At 72.7% G+C, this 13,489-nt stretch carries 9 protein-coding genes; 2 read left to right on the top strand and 7 right to left on the bottom strand.

Going from position 1 to position 13,489, the window contains the following annotated elements:
- Positions 1 to 3: 3 nt before the first annotated feature.
- The 4 genes from I3V78_RS17395 to pgeF all read right to left on the bottom strand — a co-directional run bounded on the left by I3V78_RS17395 (position 4) and on the right by pgeF (position 4,225).
- Positions 4 to 1,122 (bottom strand): DNA-processing protein DprA, encoded by a 1,119-nt coding sequence (locus tag I3V78_RS17395; RefSeq protein ID WP_204489528.1) that lies wholly within the window; start codon positions 1,120 to 1,122, stop codon positions 4 to 6.
- 161 nt (positions 1,123 to 1,283) lie between these two features.
- Positions 1,284 to 2,501 (bottom strand): LysM peptidoglycan-binding domain-containing protein, encoded by a 1,218-nt coding sequence (locus I3V78_RS17390; RefSeq protein WP_204489526.1) that lies wholly within the window; start codon positions 2,499 to 2,501, stop codon positions 1,284 to 1,286.
- A gap of 22 nt (positions 2,502 to 2,523) precedes the next feature.
- Entirely contained in the window at positions 2,524 to 3,387 is an 864-nt protein-coding gene (locus I3V78_RS17385; protein ID WP_338023638.1) for a tetratricopeptide repeat protein, read from the bottom strand.
- A 55-nt stretch (positions 3,388 to 3,442) separates the two neighbouring features.
- Positions 3,443 to 4,225: a peptidoglycan editing factor PgeF gene (gene pgeF, locus I3V78_RS17380; RefSeq protein ID WP_204489524.1), complete on the bottom strand. Its 783-nt coding sequence runs from the start codon at positions 4,223 to 4,225 to the stop codon at positions 3,443 to 3,445.
- A 169-nt stretch (positions 4,226 to 4,394) separates the two neighbouring features.
- Here pgeF and I3V78_RS17375 point away from each other — a divergent pair, with 169 nt between their 5' ends.
- Positions 4,395 to 6,299, top strand: coding sequence for a GGDEF domain-containing protein (locus I3V78_RS17375; protein WP_204489522.1), 1,905 nt, complete (start codon positions 4,395 to 4,397; stop codon positions 6,297 to 6,299).
- A gap of 1 nt (position 6,300) precedes the next feature.
- On the opposite strand, the gene I3V78_RS17370 is transcribed toward I3V78_RS17375, so the two are convergent.
- The 3 genes from I3V78_RS17370 to I3V78_RS17360 all read right to left on the bottom strand — a co-directional run bounded on the left by I3V78_RS17370 (position 6,301) and on the right by I3V78_RS17360 (position 11,166).
- Positions 6,301 to 7,755, bottom strand: a complete 1,455-nt coding sequence (locus I3V78_RS17370; RefSeq protein WP_204489515.1) for a trypsin-like peptidase domain-containing protein — start codon at positions 7,753 to 7,755, stop codon at positions 6,301 to 6,303.
- A gap of 101 nt (positions 7,756 to 7,856) precedes the next feature.
- The gene (locus I3V78_RS17365; protein ID WP_204489514.1) at positions 7,857 to 9,446 is read right to left on the bottom strand and encodes a glycoside hydrolase family 57 protein; all 1,590 of its coding nucleotides are present in this window, start codon (positions 9,444 to 9,446) and stop codon (positions 7,857 to 7,859) included.
- A 10-nt stretch (positions 9,447 to 9,456) separates the two neighbouring features.
- Positions 9,457 to 11,166 carry a DUF4912 domain-containing protein gene (locus I3V78_RS17360; RefSeq protein ID WP_204489513.1) on the bottom strand — a complete coding sequence of 570 codons (1,710 nt, stop codon included), beginning with the start codon at positions 11,164 to 11,166 and terminating at the stop codon, positions 9,457 to 9,459.
- Positions 11,167 to 11,341: 175 nt separating this feature from the next.
- On the opposite strand from I3V78_RS17360, the gene I3V78_RS17355 reads away from it, so the two are divergent.
- Positions 11,342 to 13,441: a glycosyltransferase gene (locus I3V78_RS17355; RefSeq protein WP_476756498.1), complete on the top strand. Its 2,100-nt coding sequence runs from the start codon at positions 11,342 to 11,344 to the stop codon at positions 13,439 to 13,441.
- The last annotated feature ends 48 nt before the right edge of the window (positions 13,442 to 13,489 follow it).

Here is a 13,489-nt window from a genome sequence, read left to right as displayed (position 1 = left end):
TCCTCAAACCCTCTCGAACAACCTGCCAGGGTGCTGGACGATGAATCCCGACAATTCCAGTTCCACCAGGGCGCTGGTGAGCGCCGCGGGGGACAGCCGGCTGTCGGCCAGCACCTCATCGAATGACCTGGGAACCCGCTTCAACACCTCGTAGGTTCCCCTCGCTTCCCCGGAGAGGTCCTCCCACGACCCCTCTCCTGGCGGCACCGCCCGCTGGGGATCCACCCCCACGGTGCGCCAGACTTCCTCAACGCCGAGGCAGGCCCGGGCGTGGCCATCGCGGATGAGTGCGTTGCACCCCGCCGCCCCCTCGTTCATGACATCCCCCGGCAGCGCCAGGACGGGCCTGCCGCTCGCCCGCCCCGCCTGGGCCGTATACAGACTGCCGGAGCCCACTCCCGCCCGCAGGACCAGGATCGCGTCCGACGCGCCAGCGATGAGCCGGTTGCGGCGGGGAAAAGTCGTCGTGCTCGCCCGGACGCCGGGCGGCAACTCACTGAAGAACACCCCACCCCGCGTCAGCACGTGCGGCCACAGCTTCGCCTGGGCGGGATCCAACGCGTCCAGCGCCGAGCCCAGGAAGGCCCACGTTTCCCCACCCGCGTCCATGGCGCCCCAGTGGCAGGCCCGGTCCACGCCGGCCGCCGCGCCGGACACCACCCCCACCCCGCCCTCGGCGACCTGGCGGGCGAACGTCCGCGCGAAGGGAAGGAAGCCCTGGTCCGGATGGCGGCTGCCCACCATGGCCACGCGGCGGCGGGGGGGCCCCACGTGTCCCATGAAGAAGAGCAGGGGGGGTGCATCCGGGGCCTCGGCCAGGCGCGCCGGGTAGGCCCGCTCGCCCTGGAAGGCCACCCCCATGCCCGCCCGGGCGCAGCGCTCCAGGGCGTGGGCGGCCAGGGGCTCCAGGCTGGCGACCTCCGCGAGGCGACGGCGCACGGGCGGCGGCAGCGGGGCCTCGGACACCCAGTCCCTCACGGGGGCCTCGGCCAGGCGGGCGAGCCCGCCCCGGCTGAACGCGCGCAACTGTGCCAGCGTCCGCGGCCCGAGGCCCGGAACCGTCCAGAGCGCGAGCAGCGCGCGTTGCTCCGCCGTGAGTCTGTCCGCCGTGACGTCCACCATGCCCCGACCCCCTTCCCCGAGCCACCTATATAGAAGATGGGTCCGACGGGAAGAGGCCGGCACACATAAACACCTGACCGTCGGTGGTCAAGCGGGACATCCTGGGTGGTTGGGCGTTTGGGGGCCGATCCCAGGGGTCAAGAGCCCCCGGGCGCCTCGGCTCAGCGCTGGGCGGTGGCCGGATCCACGCGCATGATGGCCTCGTCGCCGGGGCCCACTTCCTGGAGGGAGCGGGTCAGCAGGCAGTTGGAGGCGCGATCCTTCACCTCGGTCACCAGGCACAGGGCGATGTTCTCCGAGGGGAACGGCGCCACCTTCTTCTTGCTGGGCAGCTCCAGGTTGAGCACGCGCTCCCGGGCGGGGTCGCCCCGCCGGGTGATGGTGAACACGTTGCCGCGCTGCACGCCGTCCGCGCTGCCCTTGTCGATCACCAGGAAGAAGTGCTCGGCCGTCAGCGTCTGGTAGGGCACGAGCGAGGTGACGACGACGCCCTTGAGCTCCTTCTCGTTGCGGCGGGGCACCACGTCCTCGCCGGTGCGGTCGTTGCCGTGCGGGCCCACCAGGTCGCCGCGCGCGATGGGATCCCACGTCTCGGTGATCTGCGCCTTGACGTAGGTGTCGCCCAGCGCCGTCACGCGCACCTTGCCCACGAACTCGGTGAGGTAGCCCACGGGCTTGCGCGTCACCGGGTGGAAGATCTGCTCGGCGGTGTGGAACACCACGTAGTCGGCGCCGACCTTGGCGTCGCCCTTGCGCTTGAAGCGCACGTAGGCCGTGTCCGGAAAGGACAGCATCTCCGCGCCGTGGGGCGAGCCCTCGATGCGGCCCGACTCGTCGAGCTCGCGCGTGGTCACGAACGCCAGCGTCGTCACCGTCTGCACGTTCTTGGGCTTGTAGGTGAGGTTGCCCGTCACCTCCACCGCGGCGCCCGACGACTGGGGCTCGGAGACGTCGTCCCCGCCCAGGGAGGTGGACGGACCGAGGCCCGCCTCCACGCGCGAGGGCACTTCCTCGCCCGCGGGGAAGAAGCGCACGTTGTTGCCCGGGTAGATCCAGTGCGGGTTGGCGATCTCGGGGTTGTAGGACCAGACCTTGGGCCAGTACCAGGGGCTGCCCAGGTAGCGCTGGGACAAGTCCCACAGGGTGTCACCCCGCTCCACCGTGTGCCGCTCGCCGGGCGCGGACTCACGGCCCTTGGTGCCCGGGGGAACGGTGAACTGGCCGGGCCGGGCGGGACGCCCCGGCTCGTCGACCACGTCACTGCCCTGGGTCTCGTCGGGGGTCTCGGCCTCCTGCTGTCCGTCTTCCGCGTTCTGGGCCCAGACGGGCGGCGCGAGGACGGTGGCGAGGAGGAGCGAGGAGAAGATCCGCGAGCGCATCGGACGACTTCCTTTCGGACTGCTAGTGCGAGAGGGACGCGAGCCGCTGCTCCGCCTGAGTGGCGGCGGCCGTGCCCGGAAACTGCGTGAGGATACGGGTGTACAGGGCCCGGGCGTCGTCTTTCTGGTCGAGCCGCAGCCGGCACTCGGCCAGCCGCAACATCCCATCGAGCACGGCGTCACCGGCCGGGTAGCGCGCGATGAGCCGCTCGAACGTCTTGGCCGCGGCCCCGTGCTCCTTGAGCCCCATCTGCCCGAGGCCACTGAAGTAGAGCGCGTTGTCGGCGCGGGCATGGCCCGGGTTCTTCTCCGCGAAGCTCAACAGCCCGCTCACGCCCCCCTCCACGTTGCCGGTGCGCAGCGCGGCCATGGCCTGCTCGAAGGCTGCCTCCAGCACGGGGTCGAGCGTCGGCTCCGCGGGCGCGCTGTCCGGCGGGCTCTCGCCCGCGTCGGCGTCGTCGGAGCCGTTGGCGATGAAGATCTCCATGTCCTCGGTCGAGGGCTCGACGACGGCGAACTTCACCGGCAGCTTGGGGGCGGGCTCGAAGCGGGGCTTGAGCTTGACCACCGCCAGGTCGGGGGTCTGGAGGGAAGGGGCCACCGGAGCGGAGGTGGAAGCCGCGGAGGCGGCGGCGGAAGACGCGGGGGCGGGAGCGTCCTGGGCGGCACGGGCCTGGCGCACGCTCGCGTGCAGTTCCACGCGCTCGAGCCGCTTCTCCAGCCGGGACTGGGTCTCGCGCAGGGCGCGCACCTCGGCCTTGAGCGACGCCACCTCCGCCGACGGGGCGGAACCGGTGGTGGCGCAGGCGGTCAGCGCGCACAGGGGGGCGATGGCGATCAGTCGGCGAATGGGGCGGCGCTCCGGGAACGGCCTCGGGGGATCCACCCCAAGGATAGGAAGCAGCGCCGGAGACCGTCAAGAAATCGGCCTGGGAGGCCGATCAGAACCGGTTCACCACGAAGTTCAAGTGGCGGCCCGTGCGCCCCGCGTCCCGACGGTGGGAGAAGAACCGGCGGGCGTCACACGCCGTGCACTCGGGCAGCACGTCCACCTGCCCCTCGGGCAAGCCCGCCTCGCGCAGGGTGTGGCGCACGGCGAGCGACAGGTCCAGCCGCACCGGCGTGTCACCCGGGGCGCCCTCGCGCGCGATCACCTCCGCGCCGAACCGGGACGTGAAGCGCCCGGCGAGCTCCTCGGAGACGACGTAGCAGCAGCGCTGGATGCAGGGCCCCACGGCCGCCAGGAGCCGCTCGGCGCGCGAGCCCCGGGCCACCAGCGCCTCCACCGCGCGCGCCACGATGCGCGCGTCCGTCCCCTTCCAGCCGGAGTGGACCGCCGCCACGTACCGCCGCTCCGGATCCACGAGCAGCACCGGCACGCAGTCCGCCGTGCCCACGGCCACCCACTGCCCGGGCAGCGCCGTCCACACCCCATCCGCCTCCTCGCCGAACGGACGCCGGGTCTCCCCGTGCCCCTCCTGCGTGGCCTCCACCACCCGATCCCCGTGCACCTGCCGCACCGTGTGCAGCGCGCCGAGTTCCACCCCCACCCGGGCCGCCAGCCGCCGGTGGTTCTCCTCCACGTGCTCGCGCACGTCGTTCACGGCGAAGCCCAGGTTGAGCGAGGCATGCACGCCCTCGGACACGCCGCCCTCACGCGTCGTGAAACCGTGGGGTACGGGCAGCAGCGCGGAGCGAAGGAACGAGGCAGCGGGCGCGATCATACGACCTCCATCCGAGCACGGGCCGTGGCCCGGCACGCAACAACTCCGTGGCTCGCGGCGAGAATCCCAAGTGAACTCTGTTTGACAGTGTGCGTCAGCCACACCGACAATCCACCCACTCACCACGGGGGAGATGACGGCACGGTGCCCGAGGCCCCCCTCCCCGCCTATGCCCCATCCTCCCTCCGTTGGCCGGAAGCTCCTGTGGAGCATCGCTCTTCCCGGGCTGCTGGCCGCCCTGGTGGGACTGGGACATTTCTGGTGGGAGGCCCGCCGGGCCACGCGGGACGCCACCCATGACGAGGCCATGGTGCTGGCGGAGTTCCTCGGCGCGGCCTTCCGGCTGCCGACCCCCGAGGGCCAGGCCCCCCACGCCCCCGTGGCCTCGCTGCTGGGCGCCCGCTCGCGCCTGGTCGACACCACCGCGGAGCTGAACATCCTGTCCCCGGATGGGCGCATCCGCTGGTCCCCCCGGCCCCAGGAAGTGGGCCAGCGCCATCCGGCCGCCGCGCTGCTGACCTCGCCCGGGCCGCAGTGGGCCCGCTCGGACAAGCACCAGACGGAGGTGTTGCGGCCGCTCGGGGACGCGAGCTGCGAGGGCTGCCACCCGGACGCCGGGACGACGCCGGTGGGCATGCTGCACCTGCGCGTCGCCGAGCCCGCGGTGCACCGCGAGCTGACCGATGCGCTCGGGGGCGCGCTGGCGGCGGTGTTGGCGCTCGGCTCCATCCTCATCCTCGCCATTGGCGTGTCGCTGCACTTCTTCCTCACCCGCCCCCTGCGCCGGCTCACCGCCGCCATGCGGCGCGCCGAGGAGGGGGATCTGCTGGTGCGCGCCGAGACCGGCGGCACGGACGAGCTCGCCCAGCTCGGCTCGGCCTTCAACGCCATGCTCGCGCGCCTCACGTCCATGAAGGCCGAGGAGATCGACACCCACCGCGACCTGCAGGCCACGCGCTCGAAGCTGTCGGCCAAGGAGGAGCTCGAGGAGCGCATGGCGGACCTGGCCCTGCTCTTCGACGTGGCGCACTCCCTCAACTCCACGCTCGAGTTGCCCGAGCTGCTCGCGCGCATCACCCACCTGGTGCCCGAGCGCCTGCACATCCCCGACTTCTCCATCATGCTCGTCAACGCCGAGGGCCAGTTGGAGGTCAAGAGCACGTTCCCCGAGGATCCGCGGCTCGAGGGCGTGACGTTCCAGGCGGGCGAGGGCGCGTGTGGCCGCGCGGCGGCGACCCAGCGCGGCGTGTACGTGCCGGACGTGGGCGAGCCCTCCAGCGGCTACACCCAGCGCGACCTGCGGCCTGGCCAGGACCGGGGCTCCATGCTGTGCGTGCCCATGGTGCACACCAACACCGTGCTCGGCGTGCTCAACTTCCAGCGGCCCGAGGTGGCCAGCTTCGCGCCCGAGGAGCTGGAGCTGCTCACCGCCGTGGCCGATCAGGTCGCCTCGGCGGTGAAGAACGCCCTGCTGCACTCCGAGGCGGTGCGGCTCACGCTGACGGATCCCCTCACCGGCGTGCCCAACCGCCGCCACCTCTTCAGCCGCCTGGAGCTGGAGGTGGCGCGCGCCCAGCGCTACGGCACCCCGGTGTCCATCCTCATGGTGGACATCGACCACTTCAAGAAGCTCAACGACGCCGAGGGGCACCGCGCGGGCGACGAGGCGCTGCGGCGCGTGTGCGACACGCTGCGCGGCCGCGTGCGCAAGGTGGACACGCTCGCGCGCTACGGCGGCGAGGAGTTCATGCTGGTGCTCTCCAACGTGTCCAAGGAGGACGCGTACGAGGTGGGCGAGAAGCTGCGGCGCGCCGTGGCGGAGTCACCCCTGCTCGCCTCACCCACCCAGCCGGGCGGCCACATCACCGTGTCCATCGGCGTGGCCACCCTGCCCACGGACGCGCCCGCGCAGGATTTGATGGTGGACTGCGCCGACGCCGCGCTCTACGCGAGCAAGCGCGGGGGCCGCAACCGCGTCACCGCCTACGCGCCCGGCATGGAGGTACACCCCAGCCGGGAGCGGGGCCTGGCGCGGCCGCACGATCCGTCCGCCGCCCACGTGGCCAAGGCCTGAATCAGGGGACGGACAGGGCGCGCAGGGACTGGCCGCTCGGCAACAGCACGCGCAGCAGCACCGTGCCGCCCGCGGGCGTCTTGCGGATGACGGCCGCCAGGGACTCGGCGCTCGTCACCGGCTTGCGATCCGCCTCCACCACCACCATGCCCGGCTCCAGCTCGGCCCGCTCGGCGGGAGAGCCCGGCTGCACCTCGGTGATGAGCGCGCCCTGGGACGCCTTGAGGCCGGCGCGCTGCGCCATGCGCGGATCCACGTTGCTCAGCGACAGGCCCACGCGCGCCTTGGAGGACTGCGCGTCGGAGTCCTCGCCCTTGCGCGAGCGCTCGCCCACCCGCTCGATGTCCGGCCGCGTGCCCAGCTGCACCTTCACCGTCTGCTTCTTGCCGTCGCGGTAGAGCTCCACCGTGGACGTGCTGCCCGGCGTCTTGAGCGCCACCGAGCGCGTGAGCTCGCCGCCCGAGGCCACCTTCTGCCCGTCGAGCGTCACGATGACGTCGTCCTGCTTCATGCCCGCGCGGCCCGCGGGCGAGTCCTCGTTGACCAGGGTGACGATGGCGCCCTCGTTGACGGGCAGCTTGAGGGCCCGCGCCAGCTCGGCGTTCAGGTCCTGGATGCCGATGCCGAGCCAGGCGCGCGTCACCGCGCCCGACTTCTCCAACTGGGGCAGCAGCGCCTTGACCAGGTTGCTCGGCACCGAGAAGCCGATGCCCGTGCCCCCGCCCACGATGGCGGTGTTGATGCCCACCACCTCGCCCTTGAGGTTGAACAGCGGGCCGCCCGAGTTGCCCGGGTTGATGGCCGCGTCCGTCTGCAGGAAGTCGTCATAGGGGCCCGCGTGGATGTTGCGCGCGCGCGCCGAGAGGATGCCGCTGCTCACGCTCGAGGCCAGGCCGAAGGGGTTGCCGATGGCCAGCACCCAGTCCCCCACCCGCATCGCGTCCGAGTCGCCCAGCTTCACCGTGGGCAGGTTCTCCGCCTTCTTGAGCCGGATGAGCGCCACGTCCGTGAGCGGATCCCGCCCGACGATCTCCGCCTCGAACGCCCGGCCATCATCCAGCCGCACGCGGATGGACACCGCGCCCTCGACGACGTGGTTGTTGGTCAACACCAGGCCCTTGGGGTCGATGATGAAGCCCGAGCCCGTGCCCTGGCGTACCGGCGCCTCGCGGCGGCGGCCCGAGCGCGGATCCCCTCCGAAGAAGCCAAAGGGGTTCTGCCCGACCGACATCTCGTCGGACTCGCCCCCGCGCGACTGCACGTCCACGTTGACCACGGCGCTCTTGACCGACTCGACCAGCGGAGCGAGCGAGGGCAGGGCCTGCGCCTCCCGAGTGGCGGGCTGCACGGGGCCGGCGGCGGGAGGGGCGGCCGTCTGGGCGGGCGCCAGGGTGGGAAGGACCAGGATGAGGGCACCGGCGACGGCACCCCGCGGAAGGCTCAGTGGCTTGTTCATGTCGCTCCCGAGATAAGACGCAAAGACGCCAAGGCAAGGCGGGATCCGCACCTGCCCCCATGGGGACGCAACACGCGACGCGCCCGTCTGTTCCCGACGACCTACAGGGGCCGGTAGACCCGGTAATCGATCTCCGGAAAGAGGTTGAGCGTTCCCTCTCGTGCGGTGAGCGCCGCCTCGTCGATGGTGTCCTGGCGCACCTGGTCGTGCAGGCGCTGGAAGTGCTCCAGGTGCTCGCGGGTGCGGCGCAGGGCGTACTCCACCATGGTGCCCGTCTTGAGGATGAAGGCCCAGTCCGAGGCCTGGGCGGCCAGCAGCTCCCGCGCGGCCTGGTTGAGCACCCGACGCCGCAGGGTGGAGGGCTCCGGGAAGTCCTTGGCCAGCGCCACCATCAGCCGGGCGCAGTGGTGCAGGTGGCGGTAGATCCAATCGTTGGAGCCATCCAGCCACATCTGGGCGTAGCCGCCCGCGCCCCACGAGCACAGCGGCGGCGTGGCCACCTGGTTCTCGGGGAACGCGGCCAGGTCGTCCGAGGGCGTCACGAGCCGGAAGGTGTCCTGCTCCAGGGCCACCTTGCGCAGGAGCGCGTCGAGGAACCAGGGGCCCTCGAACCACCAGTGGCCGAAGAGCTCCGCGTCATAGGGCGCCACCACCACGGGCGAGCGCCCCTGGACCTTGTCCGCGAGCCACTCGAACTGGCGCTGGCGGTTGAAGAGGAAGTGTCCCGCGTGCACGGCGGCCCGCGCGCGCGCGGCCTCTGGCACGTAGGGCTGCTTGTCGCGCGTCTTGCCGGTGATGCGGTGGTACTTGAAGCCCGTGTTCTTGCGCGCGCCCGTGGATTGCACGAAGGGTCGCACCTGCTCCAGCTCCAGCTCCCAGCCGATGTCCCGGTAGAACTCGCGGTAGGCGGGATCGCCGGGGTAGCCGTGCTCGGCGCTCCACACCTGCTGACTGCTCTCGGGATCCCGCCCGTACGCGGCCACGCCCACCTCGGTGTAGATGGGGGCGAAGGGACCGTTCAGGGGCCGGGGCGTGGCATCCGTGAGGCCGTGGGTGTCCACGAAGAAATAGCGGATGCCCTCGGCGGCGAGGAAGCGCTCCACGCCGGGGAAGTAGCCACACTCGGGCAGCCAGATGCCGGGCGGGTTGCGCCCGAAGTGGAGCCGGTAGTGGTTGGCGGCCACGGAGACCTGCGCGCGCACCGCCTCGGGCGTCTGCTGCATCAGCGGCAGGAAGCCGTGCGTGGCGCCGCAGGTGATGATCTCCAGCACCCCCGCGTCCTGCAGCGCGCGGAAGGCGCCCACCAGGTCACGCTGGTAGCGCCCGTGGAAGGCCGTGCGCAGGGACTCGAAGTGGCTCCGGTGGAAGTGCGCGATGGGCCCGAAGACGGGATCGTTCCGGGTGCGGTGCACCTCGCGCGCGCCCAGCTCGCACAGCGCATCGAGCCTGCGCGCATAGCGGCCCATGAGCAGCCCATCGCCCAGCATGCTAAGCAGCGGCGGCGAGAGCGTGAGCGTCAACCGGAAGGCGATCCCCTCCTCCACCAGCCGATCGAACACGAGCAGCAGGGGCAGGTACGTCTCGGAGATGGCCTCGTAGAGCCAGTCCTCCTCCAGGAAGTTCTCGTCCTCGGGGTGTCGGACGAACGGCAGATGGGCGTGCAGGACGAGCGCGAGCGAGCCGATGGTCATCCGCGTCTCCTCAGCGGACCGGCGAGGAGGGAAGGTCCGGGCGCCCCGAGGAGCCCAGCTCGGAGGAGCCCGAGGGGCCGTGCGACACGACCCAGTGCCCCGAGAACCCTTCCGGGGCGGACCCCACGGGCCCGTACCACCACACCCAGCGCGCCTCGCCCCGCGCGACCCCTCCTCCGTGCCCCGGCGCCTGCTCCGAGGATCCCACCGGCCCCGCCGAGCCCACCCACGCCCCGCCCGTCAGTCCCCCTGCCCCCGCGTCCCGACGGGGCTCCGAGGAGCCGACGGGCCCGGTGGAGCCGAACCACGGCCCCGCCTCGGCCCCGGGCACCTGCTCCGACGAGCCACCCACCGGCCCCGCGGACCAGAACCAGTGACCCGCCTCGCTCCGCCCACCGGCCCCTCCGGGCACCTGCTCCGACGAGCCGCCCACCGGCCCCGCGGAGGCGAGCCACGCCCCTTCCCCCCTCTGAACACCGGGAACACCGGGCCCCCCCGGCACCTGCTCGGACGCGCCGCCCAGGGGTCCCCATGAGGAGAAGGACGACGAGAAGGACGACGACAAGGACGAGGACACGGCGCCGCCCGGCACCTGCTCGGACGCGCCGCCCACCGGCCCCGACGAGCCGAACCAGGTCCCCTGCCCCGGAATGGACCCGACGGCCCGGACCTCGGAGGCGCCCTCGGCGCGCGGGGCTCCGGCCACGGCCTGGGTCCGCTCGCTGCCCGGCAGGCTCACGCGACGCCAGGTGATGTACGGGCGCGAGGCGTCGGCGGGCAGCGTTCGCAGCGAGGGCCCCCGCGAGGCCTCGTCCCGGGACGACAGGCGGGACGGCACGCGCATGAAGCGCACCGAGGTGTCCGCGGACGGGCCCCCGGGGGGCAGCATGACGCGGTTGGACGAGGGTCCGATGCGGCGCGTGGCCCCCTTGCGGCCCAGGAAGTGGACCTCGACCCGGTAGGGCTGACCCGCCGGAAGACCATGCAGGTAGTAGCCGCGGGACTCGAGCGCGATGTCGATGACGCTCAGCAACCGGTCCTGATCATTGAAGAGGCGCAGCACGGCGCTCGGGGACTCCAGGCCCTCCATGGCCCGCCGACGGCTCGCGGCGCTGAAGTCCCAGACCACGTAGAGCGTGTGCGGATCGCGCGGCAGCAGCAGGACCGTGTCGTCGCCATACTCCCGGGGCAGCCCCCCGGGCCCTTCCGGATGTCCCGGACCCGGAGGGGGCGGCGTGCCCGGACGCCCGAGGTGATGGCGCGCCGCTTCCTGCTCTCCGGCGATGCGCGCCACGAAGAAGCCCTCCACCAGGGGCTCGGCCTCCGTCGCCACGGGCGCCACGGCCTCGGCGTCCTCATCCCCGGGCGAGAACAGGGTGGCCTCCTCGTCCGGGGAGGGCCGCTGGGGCTTGGACTTGGGCTTGGGCGGGAAGTTGACGACCCGCACCCGGGGCGGCGGGATGTAGACGGGGGTCTTCTCCTCGTCATCCCCCGGCAGCGGGCCCCGGGGGGCGAGGGGCGCGTCCTTGTCCTCGGGCTTGTCGGACGGCGCGGCCCGGAGGGGCGAGGAGCGCGCGGGCCGCAGCCCCAGGCGCCGGGCCAGCCGCGACACCCCCTCCACGAGCACCCCCACCAGACCGGGGCGGCCCCGCATCCGTTCCAACCGCGCGTGGGCCAACTGCCGCAGGTGCTCCACCATGACGCTCTTGAGGTCGCCCATAAGCACGCAAGGGCTTAGTGGGGGGGAAAATCGCGGTCAACGGACGATTTCGCATCTGTTCGTGGGCATACCTCATGGGATTGGCCGGGGACGGTGACAAGTCGGGAGGGGCCTTTGTATTCTCCGGCCCGCTTTGAGCGACCTGCCCAGACTCCTGCTGTGCAGCTTTGACGTCATCCCCGGTCCATCTGGCTCCTCGCGCCGGGTGACCGAGTACCTGAAGGCATTGCCCGACCGGTTCACGGTGGTGGTGCTCTCGGTGAAGACGCCAGACCACACCCATATCGAGAAGTACGAGAGCGCGCGGCTCTTGCGCGTGCCCGTGGGCTCCGGCGATCTCGCCTCGCGCATCCAATCCTTCGAGCGCGCGGTGCGGCGCCAGTTGGAGAGCGAGGAGTACGCGCTCGTGCACTTCACGGACCCCTTTGGCGGCTATGCCCTGTGCGAGCTCAAGGGGGACTACGGCTACCGGATCGTGTACGAGGCGCAGAGCTTCCCCTCCCAGGAGCTGCGCTACACGCACCCGCAGCTGGAGGGTGACCGCAAGTTCCTCTCCAAGGTCCGGCGCCAGGAGCTCTTCTGCCTGATGAACGCGGACCGCGTCATCACCGGCTCGGCCACGACGGGCGGCTTCATCCGCTCGCTCGGCGTGCCGGACGAGGCGGTGCACGTGGTGCGCGCGCCCGTGGACCTGGGCCCCTACAACCCCGACGCCCTCGGCGTGCCGGACGGCCGCCCCATGCGGCTGATGTACCTGGGCAGCCAGGTGGCGTGGCAGGGGCTGGCGGGCCTGCTGCGGGGGCTCGCGCTGGCCGTCAAGGAGGAGGACGTGCGGCTCACGCTCGTGGGCGCCCGCCACCCCGACTGGCAGCCCCACCTGGAGGACCTGGTGGCCGAGCTGGGCCTCAAGCAGCACGTGGAGTTCCAGCCCGCCGTGGCCCACGACGACGTGGCCAAGGTGCTCACGCTCGCGGACGTGGGCGTGCTGCCGCTGGAGGACGTGGATCGCAACCGCGTGCAGGGCGGCGCGCTCGCCAAGGTGTCCGAGTACCTCGCCGCGGGCCGGCCGGTGCTCGCCGCGGATCTCCCGGTGACGCGCGAGCTCGTGCCCGCCTCGGCCGGTGTCTTCTACCCGCCCGGAGACGCCAAGGCGCTCGCCGAGCGCATCGTCGAGCTGGCCCGGGACGTGCCCCGCCGCCGCGCGCTCGGGCAGCAGGCGCGCGCCGCCGCGCAGAAGACGCTCGACGCGGGGCGCATCCGGGGCCAGCTGCTGGACCTCTATGATGGGCTGCTCGGCAAACAGCCGCCGCCGCGCGCGAGCGCCGAGAGCACGGAGTTCCACGCCACCACGATCGGCACCCCCACCAACCGCGTCCTCGCGCTCATGGGCAATGTCGGCACGGGCACGGGCGCGGGGGCCAGCGCCGCGGCCCCGTCCACGCCCCCCGGCACCGAGGAGGCCGCGTCCCCCGCGCAGTCGGACACGGATCCCGGCCTGGGCCAGCCCGTCAGCGACGAGCCCCCCGTCGTGGTGGGCATGGCGCTGTTGGACGACGGCCTCGACACGCGGCTCGTGAAGACCGAGCCGGATGCCCACCGGCCCGAGGGCCCTCCGGTGATCATGGGCCTGCCCCTGCGCGATGCGCCCTCCCCTCCCGCCGCCGCACCGCCTCCCATGCCCCCTCCGCTCACGCCCCCCGCCGCCGCGCCCGCGCCCGCCACGGCCCCCGCCGCCGTGAGCCCGCCGCCCATTCCGCCCCGGCCCTCGCTGATCACGCGCGCCGTGCTGCCCCCGCCCGCCGCCGAGCCCGAGCCCGCGCGGCCGCCCGCGCTGCCCTCGCGCCCGTCCATGGCGATTCCGCCGCTGCCTCCCCGCGGCGGCCGCGCGCCGAGCGGCCCCCGGCCCGCCGAGCCCGCCACCCCGCCCACGGCCGAGGAGGATGAACCCGAGGAGATCTCCTCCTCGCACGCGATGGCGCTCCAGGAGGACGACGACGTCTCGCCCACGCCCCGCGCCGCCCTGCCCCTGGAGGAGCCCGAGGAGATCAGCGACGACGAGCTCCAGGAGAACGAGCCCGCGGAGCTGCCGCCGCGCGAGCCGCCCGCCTCCCGCTTGAATCCGTGGTTCGCCCAGCTCGCCCACGGCTACTGTCCCCCCGAGGGGACCCACTTCGCCCGACACACGCCTCCCACCACCTTCCCGGGGCGGGATGAGCAGCCGGCCACCGCTGCCGATGCAAAGATCCAGGGCGGCGCTCGGGGCAAGAGTCCGTAAGCGGTCCCAGGGTCTCGCGCACTCGTGAAGCAGCCAACCGAGCCTGAC

Source organism: Archangium primigenium (assembly GCF_016904885.1).
In the GTDB taxonomy this organism is placed as follows: Bacteria; Myxococcota; Myxococcia; order Myxococcales; family Myxococcaceae; genus Cystobacter; species Cystobacter primigenius.
The sequence above is the reverse complement of the archived record's forward strand: the minus strand, read 5'-3'. Positions and strand labels throughout refer to the sequence as shown.

Coding starts and splice junctions, on each gene's coding strand:
- pgeF (WP_204489524.1), bottom strand. CDS start 4,225: ATGATCGCGCCCGCTGCCTCGTTCCTTCGCTCCGCGCTGCTGCCCGTA.
- I3V78_RS17360 (WP_204489513.1), bottom strand. CDS start 11,166: ATGGGCGACCTCAAGAGCGTCATGGTGGAGCACCTGCGGCAGTTGGCC.
- I3V78_RS17395 (WP_204489528.1), bottom strand. CDS start 1,122: ATGGTGGACGTCACGGCGGACAGACTCACGGCGGAGCAACGCGCGCTG.
- I3V78_RS17390 (WP_204489526.1), bottom strand. CDS start 2,501: ATGCGCTCGCGGATCTTCTCCTCGCTCCTCCTCGCCACCGTCCTCGCG.
- I3V78_RS17370 (WP_204489515.1), bottom strand. CDS start 7,755: ATGAACAAGCCACTGAGCCTTCCGCGGGGTGCCGTCGCCGGTGCCCTC.
- I3V78_RS17365 (WP_204489514.1), bottom strand. CDS start 9,446: ATGACCATCGGCTCGCTCGCGCTCGTCCTGCACGCCCATCTGCCGTTC.
- I3V78_RS17375 (WP_204489522.1), top strand. CDS start 4,395: ATGCCCCATCCTCCCTCCGTTGGCCGGAAGCTCCTGTGGAGCATCGCT.